At 63.4% G+C, this 24,236-nt stretch carries 16 protein-coding genes and 3 pseudogenes; 17 read left to right on the top strand and 2 right to left on the bottom strand.

From position 1 onward, the window contains the following. Positions 1-7: 7 nt before the first annotated feature. A complete protein-coding gene (locus N0Q91_RS29745; RefSeq protein ID WP_275599042.1) occupies positions 8-5,455 on the bottom strand; it encodes an alpha-2-macroglobulin family protein in 5,448 nt (1,815 codons plus the stop codon). A gap of 263 nt (positions 5,456-5,718) precedes the next feature. Here N0Q91_RS29745 and N0Q91_RS29750 point away from each other — a divergent pair, with 263 nt between their 5' ends. The 6 genes and pseudogenes from N0Q91_RS29750 to N0Q91_RS29775 all read left to right on the top strand — a co-directional run bounded on the left by N0Q91_RS29750 (position 5,719) and on the right by N0Q91_RS29775 (position 11,840). Continuing rightward, the gene (locus N0Q91_RS29750; RefSeq protein WP_275599043.1) at positions 5,719-6,462 is read left to right on the top strand and encodes a DeoR family transcriptional regulator; all 744 of its coding nucleotides are present in this window, start codon (positions 5,719-5,721) and stop codon (positions 6,460-6,462) included. Between the two features lie 130 nt (positions 6,463-6,592). Beyond that, a complete protein-coding gene (deoC, locus tag N0Q91_RS29755) occupies positions 6,593-7,597 on the top strand; it encodes a deoxyribose-phosphate aldolase (RefSeq protein ID WP_275599044.1) in 1,005 nt (334 codons plus the stop codon). A 4-nt stretch (positions 7,598-7,601) separates the two neighbouring features. Continuing rightward, positions 7,602-9,985, top strand: a pseudogene (locus N0Q91_RS29760) (aldehyde dehydrogenase family protein). A 124-nt stretch (positions 9,986-10,109) separates the two neighbouring features. Next, positions 10,110-10,565 (top strand): RbsD/FucU family protein, encoded by a 456-nt coding sequence (locus N0Q91_RS29765; RefSeq protein WP_100670404.1) that lies wholly within the window; start codon positions 10,110-10,112, stop codon positions 10,563-10,565. Between the two features lie 19 nt (positions 10,566-10,584). Next, positions 10,585-11,013 (top strand): OsmC family protein, encoded by a 429-nt coding sequence (locus N0Q91_RS29770; RefSeq protein WP_018097042.1) that lies wholly within the window; start codon positions 10,585-10,587, stop codon positions 11,011-11,013. 32 nt (positions 11,014-11,045) lie between these two features. Continuing rightward, complete coding sequence (locus tag N0Q91_RS29775; RefSeq protein ID WP_102762391.1) at positions 11,046-11,840, top strand: dimethylarginine dimethylaminohydrolase family protein; 795 nt, start codon at positions 11,046-11,048, stop codon at positions 11,838-11,840. A gap of 223 nt (positions 11,841-12,063) precedes the next feature. Here N0Q91_RS29775 and N0Q91_RS29780 read toward each other — a convergent pair whose 3' ends face one another. Continuing rightward, positions 12,064-13,437: an FAD-containing oxidoreductase gene (locus N0Q91_RS29780; RefSeq protein ID WP_275599045.1), complete on the bottom strand. Its 1,374-nt coding sequence runs from the start codon at positions 13,435-13,437 to the stop codon at positions 12,064-12,066. 238 nt (positions 13,438-13,675) lie between these two features. On the opposite strand from N0Q91_RS29780, the gene osmF reads away from it, so the two are divergent. From osmF to N0Q91_RS29835, 11 genes and pseudogenes are all read left to right on the top strand, one after another. Then, complete coding sequence (osmF, locus tag N0Q91_RS29785) at positions 13,676-14,593, top strand: glycine betaine ABC transporter substrate-binding protein OsmF (protein ID WP_018097039.1); 918 nt, start codon at positions 13,676-13,678, stop codon at positions 14,591-14,593. 78 nt (positions 14,594-14,671) lie between these two features. Then, a pseudogene (locus N0Q91_RS29790) lies at positions 14,672-15,870 on the top strand (ABC transporter permease). Next, complete coding sequence (locus tag N0Q91_RS29795; protein ID WP_018097037.1) at positions 15,867-16,805, top strand: ABC transporter ATP-binding protein; 939 nt, start codon at positions 15,867-15,869, stop codon at positions 16,803-16,805. The pseudogene N0Q91_RS29790 and the gene N0Q91_RS29795 overlap by 4 nt, the downstream one beginning before the upstream one ends. Next, a complete protein-coding gene (locus N0Q91_RS29800) occupies positions 16,805-17,542 on the top strand; it encodes an ABC transporter permease (RefSeq protein ID WP_275599046.1) in 738 nt (245 codons plus the stop codon). Before N0Q91_RS29795 ends, N0Q91_RS29800 begins: the two co-directional genes overlap by 1 nt. 177 nt (positions 17,543-17,719) lie before the next feature. Beyond that, on the top strand, positions 17,720-18,880 hold the full coding sequence (locus N0Q91_RS29805; protein WP_275599047.1) for a Gfo/Idh/MocA family protein: 1,161 nt from the start codon (positions 17,720-17,722) through the stop codon (positions 18,878-18,880). A 12-nt stretch (positions 18,881-18,892) separates the two neighbouring features. After that, positions 18,893-19,776, top strand: a pseudogene (locus N0Q91_RS29810) (carbohydrate ABC transporter permease). Beyond that, positions 19,773-20,630 carry a carbohydrate ABC transporter permease gene (locus N0Q91_RS29815; RefSeq protein WP_100670384.1) on the top strand — a complete coding sequence of 286 codons (858 nt, stop codon included), beginning with the start codon at positions 19,773-19,775 and terminating at the stop codon, positions 20,628-20,630. Before N0Q91_RS29810 ends, N0Q91_RS29815 begins: the two are co-directional and overlap by 4 nt. A 28-nt stretch (positions 20,631-20,658) precedes the next feature. Continuing rightward, a complete protein-coding gene (locus N0Q91_RS29820; RefSeq protein ID WP_275599048.1) occupies positions 20,659-21,888 on the top strand; it encodes an ABC transporter substrate-binding protein in 1,230 nt (409 codons plus the stop codon). A gap of 88 nt (positions 21,889-21,976) precedes the next feature. Beyond that, on the top strand, positions 21,977-23,107 hold the full coding sequence (locus tag N0Q91_RS29825) for an ABC transporter ATP-binding protein (RefSeq protein ID WP_275599049.1): 1,131 nt from the start codon (positions 21,977-21,979) through the stop codon (positions 23,105-23,107). A gap of 2 nt (positions 23,108-23,109) precedes the next feature. Continuing rightward, complete coding sequence (locus tag N0Q91_RS29830) at positions 23,110-23,610, top strand: GNAT family N-acetyltransferase (RefSeq protein WP_275599050.1); 501 nt, start codon at positions 23,110-23,112, stop codon at positions 23,608-23,610. Between the two features lie 147 nt (positions 23,611-23,757). Continuing rightward, positions 23,758-24,141, top strand: coding sequence for a VOC family protein (locus N0Q91_RS29835; protein WP_102762399.1), 384 nt, complete (start codon positions 23,758-23,760; stop codon positions 24,139-24,141). Positions 24,142-24,236: the final 95 nt, after the last annotated feature.

The following is a 24,236-nucleotide window of genomic DNA, read 5'->3' on the forward strand; positions in this document are numbered from 1 at the left end:
CTGCGTCCTACTGGGCTGCCTGCACCTCCATGCGGCCCGTCGCCGTGCGCGCCGAAAATTGCGGCCGGTACATGTCCTCGACGCTCGCGGCCGGATGGTCGTATGTGCCGGGCGTCACCGCGCGTACGACATAGGCGAGGGTGATTTCGCGGTTGTCGCCAGCCGAACGGTCGAAGGCGGCCACGAAGCGGTCGCTGCGGAATTCGGTATGGGCAGCCTCGACCTGGCCGATCCATTCGAAATTCGAAAGCTGGGCACTGTCGACGAGGCTTGGGTTGTCGATCTCGAATCCGGCGGGCAGGAGGTCGGTGATAAGCACCCGGGACGGCCAGTCGTTGCTCTCGGTCACCTTCAGCACCGCGACATAGCGCTCGTTCTGCCGGGCCTCGCTGACATTAGCCGCCGTTCCGTCGAGCGTGTAATAGCTCCGCTCGATGGAAAAGCCTTCGCCGCCGGCCGAGAGCGGCTGGGCTGGCGCCGCCACCGTCGTCACAACGGCGGAGACCATGTCGGTGCCATCGTTGCGGATAACGACCGGGTGCTCGATCAGCGCATCGCCGGTCATGCGGGCGGCGTAACTGCCCGTGCGCGCTGCGCCGTTGACCTCGATCCTCATGTCTTCGTCGCCTCCCTGGATTGCGCGTGCGGCCAGGAGCATCCAGGTCTGTTCCTGAGTGCTCGTGTATCTCGCCTGCTGCCATTCGCGGGCGACGACCCTGGAAAGCTCGGGAATGATCGGCGGCACGGGCCGGCTCTCGGCTGCCAGCGCAAGCACGGCCGCGCCGTCGCGAAGCGAAGAGCCGTAGTCGGAGCGGGCGAGGCTGACATTGACGAGCCCAGTCGACATGTTGGCCGCGGCCGCGAAGATATCCTGCGAGCGCCGGGCGTCGCCATAGAGCGCGAGCGCCGCGGCGATATGGGCCTTGGCGAGCGGGGTCGGGAAATCGCCGAGCATCGTGTCCGCATAATAACGCAGATCGCTGATCGCGGCCTTGCGGTTGCGCGCCAGGACATAGAGCGCATAGGCGATCTCGTTGCCGCGGTCCTTGACGTTGGTCTCGTAGCTCAGCGCGTTCTGCAGGTTTTCGAGCGCCTGCACCATCGATTGTTCCGGCACGTCGAACTTCTGCTCCCGCGCGCGGGTAAGGAAATCGGTGACGTACGCATCGAGCCAGAGATCGCCGGAGCCGGGGCTCCAAAGGCCGAAACTGCCGGTGGAGGATTGATAGGCAAGGACCCGATAGATCGCCTCCTGCACGCGCTTCTTGACGCCCTCGTCGTCGGCAAGCCCGGCTTGCTTGGCAAGATCGCTGAGATAGAGCAACGGCAAGGCGCGGCTCGTCGTCTGCTCGGCGCAGCCATAGGGATAGCGGTCGAGCGTCATCAGAAGCGCCGGGACGTCGAAGGCGGCCGAACGCGTCACGTTGAGGCTGACCGAAGCGCCCTGCAGCAGGCTGTCGGCGAGCAATTGCTCGTCCACCGTGAGGCTGCTGCCGGCGGCGACATTGACGACATGACGCTGAGTGACCGGCAGGGCTGCCGGGCGGACAGGAATGTTCAGCGTCTGCTCCAGCGACAGGCCCGAGGCGTTTGAGAGCCTGACGGTGACGAGACCCTCTCCCGGATACTGCCCGGCGAGCGGCAGGGTAAGAGCGGATTTGCCGCCGGCGCCGAGGTTCACCATTTCGGCCGCTGTCTGTTCGACGGTGACCGGGCCGTTGGTCGTGACCTGCAGTTGATAATCGCCCGCCGGCCCGTCGGTGTTGGCGATATCGAGCCGCAAGTCGGCCCGGTCTCCCGGCGCCAAGAACTTCGGCACGCTTGCGGTCACGACGACCGGATCGCGGATGACCACGTCCTTCACGGCATGGCCGACGCCGGACTTCGTCCAGGCGACCGCCATGATCCGCGCCGTTCCGTTGAATTGCGGAATGTCGAATCGGACATTCGCCATGCCTTCGGCGTCGAGCTTGATGGCGCCCGAGAAGAAGGCGACGAGCTTTTCGGTCGGGGGGCTGCCCTGGAGCGGCATTTGTCCGCCGTCGCCGCCCGTGCGCAGCCGGCCGGTCGCGCCGAGCGAGCCGTCGATCAATCGTCCGTAGAGATCGCGCATCTCGAGCCCGAGCCGCCTCTGGCCGAAATACCATCCGTCCGGGTCCGGAGCCTCGTAGCGCGTCAGGTTCAGGATGCCGACATCGACTGCGGCAACCGTGACATAGGCGTCATCGTTGGCGCCGGCGCCCCGTACCTGAAGGCCGATATCGAGCGGCCGGCGCGGCTCGGTCTTCTCGGGCGCGTCCAGGCTCACGGCGAGCTTTCGCTCCGCGGAATCGACGGCCAGCCACTTGATGCCGATCGCCCGCATGGGCATGCGGCTCTCCTGCGCTTCGCCCGGGCGGTAAAGCGTCGCGGTGACATAGGTGCCCGCACCCCAGTCGGCCGTCACCGGCAGTTCCACCTCGCCGCCGGTTTCGGCAATGGCCGCGGTCTTCGTCGTCACCAGGGTTTCCGTGCCGACAGTCACCAGCAGTTCGCCGGCAAAGCGCGGCGAGACCTTGAGCTTCGCCGTCTCGCCGACCGCATAGTTTTCCTTGTCGAGTGCGATCTCCAGCCCGTCCGGGGTCTCCGTCGAGGTGGCCTCGACATACCAGCCCGCATCGAACTCAACGCTCGAAGCCGGCCCGTCGAGGGCCGCCGCCTCGATCTCCAGCCGATAACGGCCCCAGCCGACCGGGACGGAAATTTCAGCCCCGTCCTCCGTCACGTCGGCCGAGCCGCTCGCCACCTGTTTCGTGGAGACGACCGGCTCGTATTTCCAGGCGGTGCCGTCGCGATACCACTGGTAGTTTCGTTCGACGCTGATCAGCTTCCAGGGGAGACCCGGCATCGCGGTCCTGGTGCCGTCCGCGCCGACGGCGATGACGTGGAATTTCCCGACAGAATTTTCGGCGAGGTCTCCGGAGAACTCCGGCTTGATGCCGATCATCGGTCCCTCGGGTTTCACCGGCAGGGTCAATGTGCGCTCGACCGCGCGGCCGCCGGCCTCGCGCATGCGAACCGTCACACTGGCGTTGAGCAGCTGCGTCGTTCCGGGGACCTCGGTCAGATCGACGTCGAAAACCGCCTTGCCGTTTTCATCGAGCGGCTCCAGACCTTCCAGCGGCAGGCGCGTGTCCTCGCTTGCCTCTTCGTCGGCGAGGCCGAAGAAATAGCCGTTGAACGCTTCGCTCCGGCGCGTCGGCCTGACGGCAATTTCGCCTTCCAGCGTCAGGCCCGCGGCGGGCGCGCCGTAGAGGTAGCGTCCGTCGACGGCGACTTCGACCGGGGTGCCGACCTCGATCGCCTTTGCTTCGCTCGTCAGGTCGAACTCGGTGCGGTCCGGCACGAAATCGTCGACGAGGAACTGCTTCTCGGCGATCGCAGATCCCTTCGGATCGGTGAATATCTGCATCGTCCAGGTGCCGCGCATCGCATTTTCTGGGACCGGCAGATCGAGCGTGTGCCCGCCGAGCTTGCCGCCGTCGCTGACGAGGCGGCGGTCCTCGACGCCGTCCGGGCGCAGGAAAACGAAGGTCAGCGGCAGCTTCTCGATCGCGGCACCGTTGACGTCGCGGGTGAGCGCTGCGGCATGAACGGTTTCGCCCGCGCGATAAATGCCGCGTTCCGTCCAGGCGAAGACGTCGATCGCACCCGGTGCGGCGCGTCCGGTGACGCCTCGGTCGGAAAGGTCGAAGCCGGCGCGCGTCATGTCCAGGAACACGTAGTCGTCGCTACCCTTTCGGGCGGTGATCGCCGCCGGCGTCATGCTGGCCGTGCCGCGGATCAGTCCGGCGGAAAAGGTTGCGCGCCCTTCCGCATCGGTCGTCGCCGTCCCGAGCACCTCATTGTTCTTGGCGACCAGCTGCAATTCGACCTCTGCAAGAGGCTTGGCGCTCGCAAGCGAACGCGCGAAGACGGTAAGCCCATCCGTGCCTGCAAAGGTCGATATGCCGATGTCGGACACGACGAACCATTGCGTGGCGCGGGCGTCCCAATCCTGTGTAAGCCCGGTTCCGGAGCTCGCCGTCAGCACGTAGACGCCGGGCTTGCGCTGCGGCAGAGCCTCGTCGACCGGAAAGCTCGTCACCACTTCTTTGTTAAGCTCGGTGGCGATGTCGATGCTGCCCTGCCAGACCAGCTCGCCGCTCTCGTCCTTGATGCGCTCCTCGCTGTAGCCGTCGAGTTGGGTCAGGAACTGGGAGCTCGTGAGCAGCGAAGAGATGTTGCGGTCGCCGATACGGTAGAGCTTGAGCTTGGCGCTTTCCGTATTGACCGAGACGATCGGAATGCCGCGCCGCGCAGTCGAAGGCAGAACGAAGCTGTCGCCGGTGAAGCGGACCATCGGCCGGCGGTCCTTCACGTACACGTCGAGGCTGATGGGGATCTCGATGACTTCCTCGACGGAGGAGGGCAGGCCCTGCCTCAGCACGAGTTTGTAACGTTTGCCATGCGCCAGGCCTTCGACGCAGATTTCGCTGCCCTTGGCTTCCACCGCCTTCGGCGCGGCGCCATCGAGGGTTACGAAGGAGGAATAATCGGGACCGTTCTTCAGTAGCGGCTCGGAGAATTGCACGCAGGCGCGGGGGCTGGCGCTGTCTGCATCGACCGTGTGGCCGGTGACCCGAAAGCCCTGCCGTGCCTTGAGATCGAGATAAGCCGTCTCGACCGACTTTGCCTGCACGAGTTCGAGGCTCGCTTTGTAGGCCCGGAGCGCGGCACGATAGTTCTGCAGCTTGTCGAGCGCCTGGGCGAGAATAGCCAGCGCATGCGCGCGACTTTGCGCGGTCCGCGTCAGTTGATAGCCGTTAAGCGCGGCAAGGGCGGCTTCGCTCGCCAGGTCCGTGCCGCCCGTATACCGGTTGGCGGCCTCAGCCGCCTCCAGCCACAACGCGCTGTCATCCGGCGTTACCGCAAGCGCACCGCGGAAGGCCTGGAGGGAGGCGACGAAGTTGCCGGCCGTCAACTCGCTGCGCGCCGCCTCGATGAGGCCGTTGACCCCGAAACCCTGCTGCTCGTCGGCCAGAACGAGATTCGCCTTTACATCGCGCGCCTGCTGAAGGAGGTCGTCCGAGACGAAGTCAAGGCGCGGCGGTGCCCCGATGTCGGCTTCGCCCGCGGCGGTTTCGACGACCTTGCCGGCGAGGGCCCCCGGGAACGTGTTCAACTGGTTGAAGTCGGACTTGAGGAAGCACCACTTCACCTTTGGATTGTAGGTGAAGGCCCTGCAGGAGCGGTCGGCGATGCAGGCACTCTGGCATTGGTCGAGCGATACGTTCTGCTCGGTGCGCAGATCGAAGCCGAAATAGTCGGCATCATTGGTAATCTCGATCCGGCGTTCCGGCTCGGCCGCTGCGATCGGCATCCCCAGGGAAACGAGTGTGAAGAGAAGAGTGGAAAGACCGAGAAACGCGCGCATAGACAAAAGTCCCCCCGACGCTGGCCGCTTCGATTGTACATCACTCTTTCAACCTTCGCCGGGCGTTGTCAATCGAGGAAACGGCGAGTTCAGGGGACACCCTATGGCTGTGCGGCGCCCGGTGTGCCTTGAAGCACGAGCCCATAGGCCAGCTCGTCCGTCCAGCTTCGCCCCGGCGGATCGCTTGCGGGCCGAGGCAGTCCTGTGATATTTCTCACAGATTAACATTGCGCAAAATGCTTTCTTTATAAATTGGAAGAGCCATGGCCAGCCGCAGGGAAACACGCATCGCCACCTTGTCCGACGCGCTTTCGGCGCGGCGCGTCGTGCATCTGAAAGAGGCGGCGGCGCTGCTCGGCGTATCGGAAATGACCGTCCGGCGTGATGTCGCCGACCATCCTGGGCTGTTCGGATATCTGGGCGGCCATATCGTCCCGGCCGCCGAGATCGAGAGCGATGCGCCCTACGAACTTGCCCGCGCGGCCGACAGTCACGCCGCCGCCAAGCGGCAGGCCTGCATTCATGCCGCCCGGCACATTCGCCCGGATGAGACGATTTTCATCGATTGTGGTACGACGCTGGAATATCTGGTCGAGCTGATACCGGACGATTACGCAGTTACGGCGATCTGTTATTCCCTGAACACGGCCGACAGGCTGACGCGGAAGAAAAATCTCCGCATGGTAATGCTGGGCGGCGTCTATCACCCGTCGTCGGCTTCGTTTTCCGGTGCGCCCGGCATCGAGACGCTCGACCAGCTCGGCATCAATGTCGCCTTTCTTTCGGCGGCCGGGATAGACCCGGCGAGGGGAGCGACCTGCGTTCATTTCCACGAGGTGCCCGTCAAGCAGAAGGTGATTTCGCTGGCGCGCGAGAATTACCTCGTCGCCGACAGCAGCAAGCTCGGCAAGCTGAAGGCGGCTTTCTTTGCTCCACCCGGTGCTTTCCGGTCGCTTATCACGGAAGACGGCGAAACCGCGCTGACGCCTGTGCCTGGAAAAGTATGAGCGCGCGCAACCAGCCTTGACAGGCGGCGGAAATGATGAAAGTTTAACAAATATCGTGTTAGAAAAATAACATTCTGGTGTTCGCTCTTGAAGCGCGCCGCCGGTGGTCCGGGTAGAGGGGAGAAATCGGTTGGAAGACCTTGCTCTGAGAAGCGCGGCGGTGCACCCCGCCGGCGCGGGCCACAACTGGCCGCGCAATGACGGTGTCGAGCTCGACCTGTCCTGGGTGCTCGATCAGCGCGTCAATCTCTCTGCGGCAGAGCGCCGCGTTCAGACGCTGCCTGGCCGGCGCACCGTCAAGAAGGATGCGCAAGCCGCCTGGCTCTTGAAAGCCGTCACCTGCATCGATCTCACGACGCTCAACGGCGACGATACGACCGAGCGCGTAAAACGCCTCTGCGCAAAGGCGCGCCAGCCGGTGCGTCAGGACATTCTCGAAGCGCTCGGCATGGGCGATCGAGGTATCACGACCGGCGCAATCTGTGTCTATCATCGCTTCGTTTCGACCGCGGTGGAGGCCCTGGAGGGCTCCGGAATTCCGGTGGCGGCAGTGTCCACGGGGTTTCCGGCAGGTCTCGTTCCCCATGACGTCAAGCTCAGGGAGATCAAGGCCTCGGTTGCCGATGGTGCTCGGGAAATCGACATCGTCATTACCCGCGAGCACGTACTGACCGGCAATTGGCAGGCGCTCTACGACGAAATGCGCGATTTCCGTGCGGCCTGTGGCGATGCGCATGTCAAGGCCATCCTCGCGACCGGCGATCTCAAGACGCTTCGCAACGTCGCGCGGGCTTCGCTCGTCTGCATGATGGCGGGCGCCGACTTCATCAAGACGTCGACCGGAAAAGAAGGGGTGAACGCGACCCTGCTCGTCACGCTCGCCATGCTCAGGATGATCCGGGCCTATGAGGAGCGAACCGGAATCAAGGTCGGCTACAAGCCGGCCGGCGGCATCTCCGTCGCGAAGGACGTGCTGAACTATCAGTTCCTCATGAAGGAAGAGCTTGGGCGGGAATGGCTCGAGCCCGACCTTTTCCGCGTCGGTGCATCGAGCCTGCTCGCCGATATCGAGCGACAGCTCGAACATCATGTCAGCGGCGCGTATTCGGCCCTCAACAGACACCCGATCGGATAATCAGATGAGCGTTGCCACTTTCTTCGACGATATGTCCTATGGCCCGGCCCCCGAAGCCGACACCGAGGCGCGCGCCTGGCTCGCTCGGCATGAAGGCAAGTTCGGCCATTTCATCAACGGCGCCTCTGTCGGATCGGTTTCCGGCAAGACGTTCGACACGTTCGAGCCGGCGACGGGCAAACTGCTCGCGAAAATCGCACATGGCGGGCGCGACGACGTGAACGCGGCGGTGGAGGCGGCGCGCAAGGCGCAAGGCCCGTGGGCCAAGCTCTCCGGACATGCGCGCGCCCGACACCTTTATGCGCTCGCGCGAATGATCCAGCGCCATGCGCGCCTGATCGCGGTCGTCGAAGCGCTCGACAACGGCAAGCCGATCCGGGAAACGCGTGACATCGACATTCCGCTTGCCGCTCGCCACTTCTATCATCATGCCGGCTGGGCACAGCTGCAGGAGACGGAATTCGCCGACCAGGTGCCCGTGGGCGTCGTCGGACAGGTCATCCCCTGGAACTTCCCCTTCCTGATGCTCGCCTGGAAGGTTGCCCCGGCACTGGCGCTCGGCAATTCCGTCATCCTGAAGCCTGCGGAGTTTACGCCCTTGACGGCGTTGCTCTTCGCGGAGTTTGCCGCTGCAGCGGGTCTCCCCGCAGGCGTGCTGAACGTGGTGACGGGCGAGGGCGAGACGGGGGCGCTGATCGTCGAACACGAGGATATCGACAAGATCGCCTTTACCGGCTCGACCGAAGTCGGACGCCTCATCCGCGAGAAGACGGCGGGGAGCGGCAAATCGCTGACGCTGGAACTCGGCGGCAAGTCGCCCTTCATCGTCTTCGACGATGCCGATATCGACGCGGCGGTCGAGGGCGTCGTGGATGCGATCTGGTTCAACCAGGGCCAGGTCTGCTGCGCCGGTTCACGCCTTCTGGTGCAGGAGGGCGTGGCGCCGGTCTTTCATGATCGCCTGAAGCGGCGCATGGAGACGCTCCGCGTCGGTCATCCGCTCGACAAGGCGATCGATATGGCGGCGATCGTCGCGCCGGTGCAGCTCCAGCGCATCGAAGAGCTGGTGGCGAAGGGTGTCGCCGAAGGCGCTTCGATGCATCAGCCGACGATCGAACTGCCGAAGGGCGGCAGCTTCTTTCGGCCGACGCTGCTGACCGGGGTCCAGCCGACTTCCGTCGTCGCGACCGAGGAAATCTTCGGGCCGGTGGCCGTGTCGATGACCTTCCGCACGCCGGAGGAGGCCATCCAGCTTGCAAATCATAGCCGCTACGGCCTTGCCGCCAGCGTCTGGAGCGAAACGATCGGTCTTGCCCTGCATGTTGCCGCCAAGCTTGCGGCCGGCGTCGTCTGGGTCAATGCGACCAACCTCTTCGATGCATCGAGCGGCTTCGGCGGAAAACGCGAGTCCGGCTTCGGCCGCGAGGGCGGGCGCGAAGGCTGCTACGAATATCTGAAGCCGAAGGCCTGGATGGGGCGCAAGCTGCGCGCCGAGTACGGCTTGCCGCCCCGAAGCAGGCCGCCGGTGATTTCGCCGTTCCGGCGCTCGACCGCACTGCCAAGCTCTTCGTCGGCGGCAAGCAGGCTCGGCCGGACGGGAACTATTCGCGGCCTGTGCTTTCCCCGAAAGGCAAGGTGATCGGCGAAGTCGGCGAGGGCAACCGCAAGGATATCCGCAATGCCGTCGTTGCGGCGCGGGGCGCCACGGGCTGGTCTTCGGCAACTGCGCATAACCGCGCCCAGATCCTCTATTACATCGCCGAGAACCTGAGCAGCCGCGGGGCGGAATTCGCCGACCGCATCGCCGCCATGACCGGGGCTTCGGCAGCCAATGCCCGAGCGGAGGTCGAAGCTTCGATCGCGCGGCTCTTCAGCTACGGAGCCTGGGCGGACAAATACGAAGGCACCGTGCACCAGCCGCCCTTGCGCGGCGTCGCGCTGGCCATGCCGGAACCGCAGGGCGTCGTCGGCGTCATCTGCCCCCCGGAAGCACCGCTGCTCGGACTTGTCAGTCTCGTTGCACCGCTGATTGCGGTCGGAAACCGGGTGGTCGCCGTGCCGAGCGAAGCGCATCCTCTGGCTGCGACCGACTTCTACTCGGTCCTCGAGACCTCGGACGTGCCGCCGGGCGTCATCAATATCGTCACCGGATCTGCGATCGAACTCGCCAAGGCACTCGCAGCGCACAACGACGTGGACGCGCTATGGGCGTTCGGCTCGCCGGAGCTTTCGACACTGGTCGAGAAGCTGTCCGTCGGCAATCTCAAGCGTACCTTCGTCGATTACGGCAGGGCGATCGACTGGACGAATCGCTCGGCCGCCGAAGGGCAGGCGTTCCTGCGGCGAGCGGTCGACGTCAAGAATATCTGGATTCCCTACGGCGAATAGCATCCCGCTCTTGGATGAGCGGGTGGTCGTCCCATCGAAGCGTGGAGAAAGAGCAACAGGCTGTTGACGGCGCGCGCCAGAAACGGCCTGATGCGACCGCGCTTTGCAGTGGAGGAGGACAGGAATGCTCAAGAATATCGACCCGGCTCTCAATGCCGATGTGCTGCACGCGCTGCGATCGATGGGCCATGGCGACACGCTGGTGATTTCCGATACCAATTTCCCATCGGATTCCATCGCGCGGCAGACCACGCTCGGCAAACTGCTGCACATCGATAATGTTTCGGCGGCGCGCGCGGCAAGGGCGATCCTTTCAGTCCTACCCCTCGACACGCCGCTTCAGCCTTCGGCCGGGCGCATGGAAGTCATGGGGGCGCCGGACGAGGTCCCGGCAGTGCAGCGGGAGGTGCAGGCCGAGATTGACCGCGCCGAAGGGAAGCCCGCTCCGATGTACGGCATCGAGCGCTTTGCCTTCTACGAGGAAGCAAAGAAGGCCTATTGCGTCATCACCACCGGCGAGACCCGCTTCTACGGCTGCTTTCTTTTCACCAAGGGCGTCGTTCCGCCGGAAAACGTCTGAGCCGCGCGAGGTTACGCCCATGGCCGAGCTCAAGGTAAGGACGCGGGAAACTGGCGCGACCGCCGTCGTCGGCCGCACCGGCTTTCCGCATGTGAGATCGCTGACCGGCGGCGAACTCGATATCGTCACCAGTCCTTCGCAGCCGGGATTCGGGCCGCTCGACCTTCTCTATGCATCGCTCGCGAGCTGTCTGGTGCTCAGCGCCCGCATCGCCGCGAGCCGTTTCGGCGTGCTCGACCGGCTCGCGGAAGTTTCGGTCAAGGTGACCGGTGAGAAGGCCCATGACGAACCGTCGCGGGTCGCACGGTTCCACATCGCCTTCGTTATCACGGGCGAATTCGACGACACCGTACGCCACGCCATCATGGAGGCGGCGGAGGAGGAGATCTGCACAGTCAGCAACACGTTGCGCGGCAGTCCGGATTTCGTAAGCACTGTGTCGGCTTAAATAAAAGTCAAACTGAGGGAGAAGAGTCCGCAATGACGCGTCCGGCCTATCGATTCAATTCCATCATCGTGCGTTCGCCGTCACGATCGGTCGTCAACGGCTTGCGCGCGGAGGATCGCGGCAGCCCCACCTATGAGGGAGTGAAGGCCGAGCACGACGCCTATGTCGAGGCGATGCGCGATGCCGGCGTGAAGGTCACGGTCCTGCCGGCGCTCGAGACCTTTCCGGACTCGATTTTCGTGGAGGACCCCGCTCTGGTCTTCACAGAGGGGGCGGTCCTGCTTCGGCCGGGAGCGGCCACGCGCGTCAAGGAAGTCGAGGAAATCGCGCCGACGCTGCGTGACATGTTCGAGACGGTGCTCGAGCTGCCGCAAGGCTATGCGGACGGCGGCGACGTGCTGACGACGCGGGAAAGCGTGATGATCGGCCTGTCGGCGAGAACCGACAAGGCGGGCGCGGCGGCGCTGCAGGCCTGCCTCGAGAAGCTCGGGCGCAAGAGCGAGGTCGTCGCGACCCCGGAGGGCGTCCTGCATTTCAAGACCGACTGCTCGCTCCTCGACGACGAGACGATCCTCTCCACCGATCGTCTTGTACGATCCGGCGTCTTCGGGAAGTTCCGGCAGATGATCATTCCGGAGGGCGAAGAGCCGGCGGCCAACGCGCTGCGCGTCAACGACGTGGTCTTGGTCGGCTCCGATTTTCCCAGGACGATCGAGATGCTCGACAAGGCGGGCTACAGGGTCGTGCCGCTGAAGACCACGGAAATAGGTAAGATCGACGCGGGGCTTTCCTGCATGTCGCTGAGGTGGTTCAGCGAAAAGGCTTGACGGGAGCCGGCGAGGACCGCGTTCCACATAAGATCGATAGGCCGGATGCTGCCCCTCATCCCGCTGCCGCGACCTTCTCCCCGTCCGAAACGGGGAGAAGGGACAAGCGGCGCGGCCACAGTTTTCCAGCGGAGTTGAAGCATGAGAAGGGACCCAAGGGTCCCTTCGCCCCCGCTTGCGGGGAGAAGGTGCCGGCAGGCGGATGAGGGGCAATCCCCCGACGCTACGCCGGCGACAGATCTCCGAACACCGTGGGGATGAGTTCCGATACGGTCGGGTGGATATGCACCGCGCGGGCGATCGTCGTGTAGGGCTTCTTCGCATACATCACGTCAAGAATGCTCTGGATCGCCTCGTCGCCGCCCGTTCCGAGAATCGATGCGCCGAGGATGTCCTTGGTTTCCGCATCGACGATGACTTTCATGAAGCCCTGCGTCTCGCCCTTTTCGACTGCGCGGCCGACCCGTGTCATGGGGCGCGTCCCGATCAGGAGCTTGTGACCTTTCTTGCGGGCCTCGGTTTCGGTCATGCCAGCGCGGCCGAGCGGCGGGTCGATATAGAGGGCGTAGGTCTGGATGCGATCGCTCACCCGGCGCGGATCGTCGTCGATGAGATTGGCGGCAACGATCTCGAAGTCGTTATAGGACGTGTGCGTGAAGGCGCCGCGGCCGTTGCAGTCGCCCATTGCGAAAATATGGGGAACATTGGTGCGCAGGCTGTCGTCGACCTCGATATAGCCCCGTTCGTCGGTTTTCACGCCCGCCTTGTCCAGGCCGAGATCATCCGTATTAGGGTGGCGGCCGGTTGCAAGCAGCACATGCGAGCCGGTCACCTCGGGCTCGCCCGACGTGCAATCAACGCCCACGACGATGCCGTCCGCATGGTTCGAGAAGCGGATGCATTCCGCATTCGCGCGTATTCGAATGCCCTCGTTCTCGAGGATCTCACGGATTGCGTCGGAGACCTCCGGATCCTCCCGCCCGATCAGCCGCGGGCCCTTTTCGATGACGGTGACGTCGGAGCCGAAGCGGCGGAACATCTGGGCGAATTCGAGCCCGATATAGCTGCCGCCCACCACGACGAGATGTTCAGGCAGCTCGTCAAGGTCCATGATCGAACTGTTGGTGAGATAAGGAATCTCGTTCACGCCGGGCAGATCGGCAACCGCGGCGCGGCCGCCAACATTGACGAAGATCCGCTCCCCCGAAATCAGTTCGTCGCCGATGCGGACGTCACGCGGACCTTCGAAACGGGCGTGGCCCTCGAAGACGGTGCAGTTCTTCATACCCTTGAGCCACTTCTCGACGCCTGAGCGGGCATCGAGCCGGACTTTTTCCTTTCGCGCCATGACGCGACCGAAGTCGACCGAGACGGGTCCTGTCGTCATGCCGTATTCGGCTCCGCGTCGGGCCGTGTGGATCGCATAGGCGCTCGCGACCATCGCCTTGGTCGGCATGCAGCCGGTGTTGACGCAGGTGCCGCCGAAGAGCTTGCGCTCGATGAGCGCGACGGTCTTGCCCGTATCGGACAGCCGTCCGGCGAGTGAAGGTCCCGCCTGGCCGGCACCGATGATGATCGCATCGAAATGCTTGTTCATGACAACCCCCGAGGAGATGCTGGCGCCGGGCGGAAGAGTGGTCCACATTACGTCCGATTGCAATGCGCATCGACGGCGACGCGCGCCGCCCGATCCGGAGGGCGCCATGGAACGGATATCAAGTGCAGACAGCTTAAGCTCGATTTTTTCCGGAAAGCTGACATATATGGAACGTCTTGGCCGGACGCAGCGCGGAAAGCGTGATCAAAATTCGAGGTCAAAACCGAGGGAGACAATCATGCGACTGAACTTCACCAGGACACTGATCGGTGCCGCCATTGCGCTTGCACTCACCACCGCGGCTGCCGAAGCCGACGTCGTCGTTTCCTCGAAGATCGACACGGAGGGCGGCGTTCTCGGCAACATCATCCTCTCGGTCCTGAACGCCAACGACATCAAGACGACGAATCGCGTGCAACTCGGCGCCACTCCTGTCGTGCGCAAGGCGATCATCGCCGGCGAAATCGACATCTATCCCGAATATACCGGCAACGCCGCCTTCTTCTTCGAGAAGGCCGACGACCCGGCCTGGAAGGATGCGGCGAAAGCCTATGAAGAGGCGAAGAAGCTCGACTATGACGCCAACAAGATCGTCTGGCTGACGCCGTCGCCGGCCAACAACACCTGGGCAATCGCGCTGCGCAAGGACGTTGCCGAGAAGAACAACCTCAAGACCCTCTCGGATTTCGGCAAATTCGTTTCTGACGGCGGCGAGGTCGTGCTCGCGGCTTCGTCCGAATTCGTCAATTCCGCCGCCGCCTTGCCTGCGTTCCAGACGACCTATTCCTTCAAGCTGAAACCGGAACAGCTCATCACGCTCTCCGGTGGGGATACCGCCGCGACGATCGCGGCTGCGGCAAATCAGACGAACGGCGCCAACGCGGCAATGGTCTACGGCACCGATGGAGGGATCGCGCCCTCCGGGCTCGTGGTTCTCGAGGATGACAAGGCCGTCCAGCCGGTCTATCAGCCGGCGCCGATCATCCGCGAGGCGGTTCTCAAGGAAAATCCGGCGATCGAAGAGATCCTGAAGCCCGTCTTCGAAAAGCTCGACCTCACCACCCTGCAGGAGCTCAACGGCCGCGTGCAGGTCGGTGGCGAGTCGGCCAAGGCCGTTGCCGAGGACTTCCTGAAGGCGAACGGCTTTCTGAAATAGCTTGACGCCGGGGAAGGGCGCTGGTCCGATAAGCCTTCGACCGCGCTCTCCCTCATCCTGCGTCGAACGGACGGCTGAATGGCGATTGGCATCATCCAGAAAAAGGAACGCTTGGCCTTCCGTTTCGACAAGCTCGGCCTGATCATCGCGATCCTCGTTCTCTATGGCGCTTTCGTTGCGCCTTTCGCGACGTTTCGTGCAAACCGGATCATTCAGGGCGAAGCGCGGGCCATCCTGGAGGCACTTCCGCCGCCGCTCGGCTACGGGCTCCTCGCCCTCGTGGTCGCCGGCGCCGCCGTCGCGTTTATGAGGACGCCGCGCCTCTTGCGGATGGGCGTGGCACTGGCTGCGCTGGCAGCTCTCGCCCTTCTGATCGGGGTGGCAGCCGATCACCTGACGCCGCCCGACAACAGCTTTGCACGCGTGTCTCCGGCTTCCGGCTTCTGGGTCCTGGTCTTTGCCTTCTCATTGTTGCTCGCGGACGCCTTGACCCGCCTCAACCCGGGGCCTGGTCTGCGACTTTTCGTTTTCGCGGGCGTCCTCGTCCTCGCTGGAGGAATGCTCGTCACCGGCCGCTGGGACGACCTTTCGATCATGAAGGAATATGCCAACCGCGCCGAACTGTTCTGGACCGAGGCGGGCCGTCACGTGACGCTGGCGCTCGGCTCGCTTGCCGCGGCGACCGTCGTCGGATTGCCGCTCGGCATTCTCTGTCACCGCGTCGAACGGTTGCGGGCCGGCGTGCTCAATGTCCTGAATGCCATCCAGACGATCCCTTCCATTGCACTTTTCGGCATTCTGATCGCGCCGCTCGGCTGGGTCGCGGCGAATGTTCCCGGCGCTGCGGCGATCGGCATTCGCGGCATCGGGGCCGCCCCTGCATTCGTCGCGCTCTTCCTCTACTCCCTGCTGCCTGTCGTCGCGAATACGGTCGTCGGGCTTGCCGGCGTGCCGCACGCGGCCACCGACGCGGCGCGAGGCATCGGCATGACGGATCGGCAGCGCCTGGTCGCGATCGAGTTTCCGCTGGCCTTTCCCGTGATCCTGACCGGCATCCGCATCGTGCTGGTGCAGAACATCGGGCTTGCGACGATCGCCGCCCTTATCGGCGGCGGGGGTTTCGGGGTTTTCGTCTTCCAGGGGTGGGTCAGACGGCGATGGACCTTGTGCTGCTCGGTGCCATTCCTACCGTCGTACTGGCCTTTACCGCCGCAATCGTGCTCGACGCCCTGATCGAGATGACCATGCCGAACCGCAGCCGAGGCAACGCCGCATGATCGAAATCGAGGGAATAACCAAGCGCTATGCCGATACGGCAGTCGTGAGCGACGTGTCGCTGACGGTCGCGCCGCATACGGTCACCGTCGTCGTCGGAACCTCCGGCTCCGGCAAGACGACGCTCCTCAGAATGATCAATCGCCTCGTCGAGCCGACGGCCGGGACGATCAGGATAGACGGGGAGGACAATCGGTCGATTCCCGGTTTCGAGCTGCGCCGGCGCATCGGCTACGCCATTCAGGGCCATGGCCTCTTCCCGCACAGGACGGTCGCGCAGAACATCGCGACAGTGCCGACGCTGCTCGGCTGGGAAAAAGCCCGCATCGATGCCAAGGTCGAGGAGCTGCTGAAGCTGTTCCAGCTCGATCCCGCGGAATTCGGACCGCGCTACCCCCACGAGCTTTCCGGCGGGCAGCAGCAGCGGGTGGGCGTTGCAAGGGCACTGGCGGCGGAGCCCAACGTGCTCCTGATGGACGAGCCCTTCGGCGCGCTCGATCCGATCATCCGCGCCAAGGCGCAGGACGACCTCGCCGCCATCCAGAAACATTTCGGCACCACGATCATCCTCGTCACGCACGACATGGAAGAGGCCTTCCATCTTGCCGACAGGATCGCGGTGATGGACAAGGGCGAGGTGGTGCAATATGCCACGCCCGCCGAAATGCTCGTCAGGCCCGCCACACCTTTCGTCGAGACGCTGGTCGGCGCCAGCGAGCGTCCATTCCGGCTGCTGGGCATCGAGACAGTCGGCGAGGCGGTCGAGCCCGGCTCGGCCGAGGGTCGGCCGGTCCCGGAGGTTCTCAGCCAGCGTGACGCGCTGTCGGAGCTTCTGTGGACGGGCCGTTCGGCACTGCCGGTCGCCGCGGCGGACGGCGCGATCCTGGGCAAGATCACGCTCGAAGCGATCGTGAAGCGTGCGGCGAGGCGGCAGTGATGGTCACCCTGCCCAATCTGTTTCGGCTGACCGTGCTCGCCGTATTGCTGGCTTTCCTGCTGCAGCCCGCCTGGTTCGAGCCGCTGCTTAAACCTCTGGTGCAGGAGAACGCGCCGGCCGTCTACAACCAGGGCAGCCTGTTCTGGCTGACGGTCCTGCACTTGCGGACTGTATTCGTCGCGACCGTGGCCGCGACCCTCGTCGCTGTATCACTGGCCATCATCGTTACGCGGAAGGCCGGCGCCGAGTTTCTGCCGCTCTCGCGCAGTCTCGTGAACATCGGCCAGACGTTCCCGCCGGTGGCGGTCCTCGCGCTTGCGGTCCCGATTTACGGCTTCGGCGAGAAGCCGACCCTGATCGCCCTTTTCCTCTACGGCCTTCTGCCGATCTTCGAAAATGCCCTGACAGGTCTGACGACGCTGCCGCCGACGGTGATGGAGGCCGCACGCGGCGCGGGAATGACCGGGCGCCAACGCCTCTTCAGGATCGAACTTCCGCTGGCGCTGCCGGTGATCCTGACGGGCATCCGCCTTTCCGTCGTGATCAGTCTCGCGACGGCGACGATCGGCTCGACCGTCGCGGCCAAGACGCTTGGCGAGGTCATCATCGCAGGGCTTCAGTCCAACAACCTCGCCTTTGTCCTCCAGGGCGGCTTGATCGTCGGCGCGCTTGCCGTCCTCATTCACGATGCGCTCCAGGGGCTTGAACGGGCATTCGCCGGTCGAGCGCACATCTGAAGCGCCTCGCGTTCGGTTGAATTGACGGGATGCGTCAGGCCGCTGCGCTAAGCTTGACGCCCGACGATGAAAATGAATTTCACAATCTGCCGCAATTTCCGATTTTTTATTGACGAGGTGAAAATTCTGTCCCAGTCTACGAAAATAATTACGCCGAGACAAGGGAACAGCGCGAGCATGAAAGTCGGGATAATCGGACTCGGATTCCGTCTGGGGTATCTGGGCTATGTCTTCAAGGCGATCGACGAAGCGTTCGAGATCGCGGGATATGTTGATCCCGAACCAGCCGGCCTTGCCACGCTTACCGAAAAAGGCATTTCCGCCGGCAGGACCTACGCCACGCCTGAAGAGCTGATCGCCGGCGAAGAGCTCGATCTCCTGATGATCGGCTCGCCGAACCACATGCATCTCGATCATATCCGCATCGGCCTCGAGGCCGGCATCAAGGTCTTCTGCGAGAAGCCGATCGTCAGCACGATCGAGCAGAGCCTGGAACTTGCGGCGCTGCTTTCGAAACACGGGCCCGACCGGCTGATGGTCGGTCTCGTGCTGCGTTATGCGCCGCTCTATCGTGACCTGCGCGCTGCGCAAGCCGCGGGAACGCTCGGCGACGTGGTTTCGATCGAGGCCGCCGAGCACATAGAGCCCTATCACGGCGCATTCTTCATGCGCGACTGGCGCCGCTACGGACGTTATGCCGGAAGCTTCATGCTCGAGAAATGCTGTCACGATCTCGATCTCTACAATGGCGTGGTCGGCGCGCGCCCGGAACGCGTCGCCAGTTTCGGCGGCCGCAAGAGCTTCATTCCGGCCAATGACCCCAGCCGCGACGGCGTCAACGACCTGCAGCTTTTCCACCGAAAGCCGAGCGGCTGGCTCGGATCCGACAAGGTCTTCGACAGTGACGGCGATATCATCGACTATCAGGTCGCCATCGTCGAATATGCCAACGGCGTCGCGATGAACTTCCACACCAACCTCAACGTGCCGGATCAGTTCCGCCGCTTTTGCGTCGTCGGTTCGCGCGGCATGGCGGAAGGCGACTTCATTCGCGGCTATCTGGACGTGCACGAGGTGCTGTCGGGCAGGAAGGTCGTCGAGAAGCGCTACGCCAAAGAGACGGCGCTTTCGCAACACTACGGCGCCGACGAGCAGATGGCAGCCGAGATCATCGCGCATGTGCGGGATGGCGGTCCCCTGCCGGTCTCACCGCTCGACGCGCTGGAAGCGGGCATACTGGCGCTGTCCATGGACGAGGCGCGGATGAAACGGACGGTCGTCGATCTTCGGCCCCTCTGGGACCGCTTCGACGAAGCCCTGCATGCCCGTGCGGCTTGAGAGGGGGAGGGGATGAGCGTTCGGCGCAGCACGATCATCTTCGCCTGGATCCTGCTTCTTCCGGCCGTTTTCTACGTGACGGTTATCGTCGCCTATCCGCTGGTCGATACCTTCATCCTGTCCTTCACCGATGCCTCGCTGAAGAAGACGACCAATTGGGTCGGCACAGCCAATTACGACAAGATCTTCAACGCCACCTTCGCGGAAGTGATCCTCCGCACCTTCGTCTGGACCGCCTTCTCGGTGACGATCAAGATGATCATCGGCACATTCGGCGCCGTGATGCTGAACGCCGCAGTGCCGGGGCGGGCGCTTTTTCGCCTGCTCACCATGCCGCCATGGATCGTGCCCATGGCGATCGGCATCTTCATGTGGGGCTGGATGTATAACGGCCAGTTCGGGATGATCTCCGGTATGCTCCAGAACTGGGGGCTGGTGGACGGTCCGGTCGCCTTCCTGGCGCATGGCTCCACCGCCTTCTGGGCGACCATCGTCACCGACGTCTGGATCGGCGTGCCTCTGGTAACGCTCTATATGCTCGCCTCGATGCAGGCGATCCCGCAGGATCTCTACGAGGCCGCCTGGACCGACGGAGCAGGGCGCTTCTACCGCTTTCGCCGCATCACCCTGCCGCTCCTCGTGCCGTCGATGATCACCATGTCGATGCTGTCGCTGATCGCCACCTTCAACTCGTTCGACATCATCTGGATACTGACCCAGGGCGGGCCGAACGGCGACACGACCACGATGATCATCGACACCTACCGCACCGCGATTGGTTCGAAGAAGTACGGGAGGGCGCGGCGCGCGCCGTGCTGATCTGCATCTTCCTGTCGATCTTCTGCATCGCCTATTTCCGCGTCACGCACCGCCTTGCCACGGGAGAAAGCCGATGAGCCAGCCCGCAATGATCAACCGCTATCGCTGGTACGAGCTCGTCGGCATCTATGCGGGCATCTTCGTCTTCCTCACTTTCATCCTCGCGCCGTTCGTCGAAGGCTTCCTCGTATCTCTGAAGCCGCTGAGCCGCCTTTTTTCCTCTCCCTACCGCTTCTGGCCAGAGGACGGCTCCTTCGAAGCCTATCGCACCATGTGGGTGAGCGTGCCGGGCTTCGCCCGCTATATCTTCAATTCCTTCTTCATTTCCATCATCGTGACAGCCGTCGTGCTGGTGCTGGTGGTGCCGGCGGCCTATGCCTTTGCGCGCTTCAGGTTCCGCGGCAGCGGGGCGCTGCTTGCCGCTTTCCTGGCGGTCAACATGTTCTCGGGCGCCGTGCTGCTCATCCCCCTCTTTCGGCTGATGCGCAGCTTCGGCGTGCTGAATACCTATTTTGCCATGATCGTGCCGGGTGTTGCCTTCCTGATCCCCTCTGCTATCTGGCTTCTGCGCACCTACATGATGCGCATCCCGCGCGAGCTGGACGAGGCAGCCTTCGTCGACGGTGCGAGCCATTTCTACACGCTTCGCCGGGTGATCCTGCCGATCGCCATGCCGGGTATCACCGTTGTGGCAATCACGACCTTCATCGGCTCCTATGCCCAGCAGTTCATTTTCGCGCTGACCTTCAACTCAAAGAGCGAGTACATGCCGCTGCCCGTGGGCCTTTTCGCCTATTTCGGCCGGCAGGAGGTGGTCTGGAATGAGCTCATGGCGGCGAGCTTCGTCGGCATCGCTCCGGCCGTGATCGTGATTTTCTTCCTTCAACGCTATCTCGTCAGCGGCCTGACCGCCGGCGCGGTGAAACAATAAGCAACCATTAAAACAGGGGAGTTCATCAGTGACTATTGCTTGCAAAGCTACCTTTTTCACGCTTGCGCTGCTCGGATCGACCGCTCTCGGCAGCATCGCCGCACAGGCCGCGGACCAGGAAATCAGCTGGATCTATTGCGGCGACACGATCGATCCTATCCACGAGAAATACATCAAGGAATGGGAGGGGAAGAATCCCGGCTGGAAGGTCACGCCCGAAGTCGTCGGTTGGGCCCAGTGTCAGGACAAGGCGACGACGCTTGCCGTGGCCGGGACGCCGGTCGGCATGGCCTATGTCGGATCGCGCGCGCTCAAGGAGTTCGCCGAGAACGAATTGATCGTTCCGGTCCCGATGACCGAGGACGAGAAAAAAGGCTACTATCCGAATATCGTCGACACGGTGACATTCGAGGGAACGCAGTGGGGTGTCCCTATCGCGTTTTCCACCAAGGCGCTCTACTGGAACAAGGACCTTTTCAAACAGGCCGGTCTTGATCCGGAAGTCCCGCCCAAAACCTGGGCCGAAGAGATCGCCTTCGCCAAGCAGATCAAGGAAAAGACCGGTATTGCGGGCTACGGACTTCCGGCCAAGACCTTCGACAACACCATGCACCAGTTCATGCACTGGGTTTACACCAATAACGGCAAGGTCATCGACGGCGACAATATCGTCATCGACAGCCCGGAAGTCCTTGCCGCCCTGCAGGCCTACAAGGACATCACCCCCTATTCGGTCGAAGGGGCGACGGCTTACGAGCAGAATGAAATCCGCGCCATCTTCCTTGACGGGAAAGTCGGCATGATCCAGTCGGGCTCCGGGGCTGCCGCCCGACTGAAGGAAACGAAGGTCAATTGGGGTGTAGCGCCGCTGCCGCTCGGCCCTTCGGCCAAGGGTGAAGGCACCCTGCTGATCACCGACAGCCTTGTGGTGTTCAAGGATACGGGTGTCGAGGAGAAAGCGATCGAGTTCGCCAAGTTCATCACCTCTCCCGGCCCGCAGGGCGAGTACGAGTTGCAGGGCGGTGCAGGTCTGACGCCGCTTCGGCCGTCTCCGAAGGTGGACGAATTCGTCAAGGCCGATCCGTCCTGGAAGCCGTTTATCGACGGGATAGCCTATGGTGGTCCGGAGCCGCTCTTCAAGGACTTCAAAGGTTTCCAGAACACGATGATCGAGATGGTCCAGTCGGTGGTGACCGGCAATGCCGAGCCGGCGGATGCCTTGAAGAAGGCGGCCGCCGACCTAGAACAGTACAAATAAACCCGCCGGGACCGCAGGGCCTCGGCTCGGCGGTCCCGCCTTCCCTATTGGTGGAAATGCCGCTGCGCCGGTGGCCGGAGACAGATTATTGGGACAGCTCACTCTCAACAAGGTTCAGAAATTCTACGGCACCTACGAGGTGCTGAAGAGCATCGAGCTCGAAGTCGGGAATGGCGAATTCGTGGTCTTTGTCGGACCCTCCGGCTGCGGCAAGTCCACGTTGCTCAGAATGATCGCGGGGCTTGACGAGACGACCGCCGGCGACATCGTCATCGACGGGAAGCGCGTCAACGATCTGCCGCCGGTCAGGCGGGGCATCGCAATGGTCTTCCAGTCCTATGCACTCTACCCGCATATGAGCGTGTTCGAGAATATCGCCTTTCCGCTCAGGGTCGAGAAAATGCCCGAGGAGAAACTGAAGGCGAAGGTCGAGCATGCCGCCCGCATATTGCATCTCGACCAGCGGCTGGAGCAGAAGCCCGGCATGCTTTCAGGCGGCCAGCGCCAGCGTGTGGCAATCGGGCGGGCGATCGTGCGCGAGCCGAAGATTTTCCTCTTCGACGAGCCTCTGTCGAACCTCGACGCGGCATTGCGCGCCGACATGCGCATCGAGCTTGCGAAACTGCACCGGCAATTGAAGGCGACGATGATCTACGTCACGCACGACCAGGTCGAGGCGATGACGATGGCGGACCGGATCGTCGTGCTGAACGCCGGTGAGATCGCCCAGACGGGAGCGCCGCTCGAGCTCTATCACAAGCCCGCCAATATATTCGTCGCCGGCTTTATCGGGCACCCGAAGATGAATTTCCTGCCGGTCGCCTGCACCGGCGTCACGGAGGCCGGCGTGGAAGTGGACTACAAGGGGCAGACTGTCCTTGTGCCGGTCATGCCCCGCGCAGGCATGGCCGGCCGAACCCTGACGCTCGGAGTCCGGCCGGAACACATCCAGATGGGTGCCGCCGACCTGACGCTGACGGTCACCCCATCGGTAATCGAGCGTCTCGGCGCTCACACCGTGGCCTATGTGGCGCTCGACGGGGAGGGCGAGAACTATTGTGCCATGCTGCCGGGAACGCTTGCGATCCGTGCGGACGAAACGATCAGGACCGGCATCCGCGCCGCCGACTGCCATCTCTTCGACGAGAACGGGGTCGCCTTCGAGCGCCGGGTCGAGATGACCGACATCGACATGGCCCTCTTCGACCCGGCGGCGTGATCGTGAGCACGACGATCAGACTGCTTGTTATCGACGATGTCGCGACCTTCCGCAGCATTCGGCTGGAGGCGCTTCGGACGGAGCCGGCCTCCTTTGCCAGCAGCGCCGAAGATTGGGAAAAGCTGCCGGACGAGGAGTGGCGGCGCAGAACCGTCGGCAACCCCGTCTTCGTTGCTTTCCAGGACGATGTCCCAGTCGGCATCACGGGGCTGATGCGTCAGAGCGCCAGCAAGATGGCGCATCGCGCGACGCTCGTCATGGTCTATCTGCGCCGGGAACATCGCGGAACCGGGCTAGCGAGGCGGCTTCTGGATTCTGTCGCGGATTACGCACGAAATGAGGGCATCAAACAGCTGGAGCTTGCCGTCAGCGCCGACAACCCGACGGCGATCCGATTTTACCATCGCGAGGGCTTTTCTGTAGCCGGCCGCATTCCAGGCGGTTTTCTTCACGAGGGCCGGGAGATTGACGATGTCATCATGGTGAAACGCGTCGCCGATTGAGTGCCGGCCCGCCTCGCGTGCGGGCCGCCCCCTCGCGCACGAGGTGGGGACCAGCAGTCGCGAAAGGGACATTGACGTCGCCAATAATCGCGCGAAAATCGGTGGCGTATTCGGGCTGTTTTGGTGAACTCGGATCGGGAGGCGGGAATGTCGGAAACAACCGTCAACGTGCGTTATATGGTGGACGACGTCGAGGCTGCGGTCGAATGGTACACGAAGCATCTCGGCTTTTCGCTTCTCTCCAACCACGCTCCCGCTTTCGCGGACGTCAGGCGGGGTGCCCTGCGGCTGTTGCTGAGCGGCCCGTTGAGCTCTGCGGGACGGCCGATGCCGGACGGCGAACGTCCTTCGCCGGGCGGCTGGAACCGGATTCATCTCATCGTCGACGACCTGACTGTCGAGGTCGAGCGCCTGCGCGTCGCCGGCGTCAGGTTTCGCAACGACGTCGTGACCGGACCCGGCGGATCGCAGATACTGCTGATCGATCCCTCCGGCAATATGGTGGAGCTGTTTCAGCCAGCGGCTCGCTGACCGCTGCGGGTTCCGAGTCGAGAGCGGTTCACTGTTCCTGTGAAACAGTGAAACGCTATAGCCCTTAGAAGCTACGTGCGCCCGAAAGATGCCGT

This window comes from Sinorhizobium prairiense (genome assembly GCF_029201645.2).
GTDB lineage: Bacteria > Pseudomonadota > Alphaproteobacteria > Rhizobiales > Rhizobiaceae > Sinorhizobium > Sinorhizobium meliloti_A.

Bases quoted from the DNA above. Each gene is read 5' to 3' on its own strand.
- N0Q91_RS29805 (WP_275599047.1), top strand. From the start codon at position 17,720: ATGAAAGTCGGGATAATCGGACTCGGATTCCGTCTGGGGTATCTGGGC.
- N0Q91_RS29770 (WP_018097042.1), top strand. From the start codon at position 10,585: ATGGCCGAGCTCAAGGTAAGGACGCGGGAAACTGGCGCGACCGCCGTC.
- osmF (WP_018097039.1), top strand. From the start codon at position 13,676: ATGCGACTGAACTTCACCAGGACACTGATCGGTGCCGCCATTGCGCTT.
- N0Q91_RS29745 (WP_275599042.1), bottom strand. From the start codon at position 5,455: ATGCGCGCGTTTCTCGGTCTTTCCACTCTTCTCTTCACACTCGTTTCC.
- N0Q91_RS29815 (WP_100670384.1), top strand. From the start codon at position 19,773: ATGAGCCAGCCCGCAATGATCAACCGCTATCGCTGGTACGAGCTCGTC.
- N0Q91_RS29800 (WP_275599046.1), top strand. From the start codon at position 16,805: ATGGTCACCCTGCCCAATCTGTTTCGGCTGACCGTGCTCGCCGTATTG.
- N0Q91_RS29835 (WP_102762399.1), top strand. From the start codon at position 23,758: ATGTCGGAAACAACCGTCAACGTGCGTTATATGGTGGACGACGTCGAG.
- N0Q91_RS29780 (WP_275599045.1), bottom strand. From the start codon at position 13,437: ATGAACAAGCATTTCGATGCGATCATCATCGGTGCCGGCCAGGCGGGA.
- N0Q91_RS29795 (WP_018097037.1), top strand. From the start codon at position 15,867: ATGATCGAAATCGAGGGAATAACCAAGCGCTATGCCGATACGGCAGTC.
- N0Q91_RS29765 (WP_100670404.1), top strand. From the start codon at position 10,110: ATGCTCAAGAATATCGACCCGGCTCTCAATGCCGATGTGCTGCACGCG.
- N0Q91_RS29775 (WP_102762391.1), top strand. From the start codon at position 11,046: ATGACGCGTCCGGCCTATCGATTCAATTCCATCATCGTGCGTTCGCCG.
- N0Q91_RS29750 (WP_275599043.1), top strand. From the start codon at position 5,719: ATGGCCAGCCGCAGGGAAACACGCATCGCCACCTTGTCCGACGCGCTT.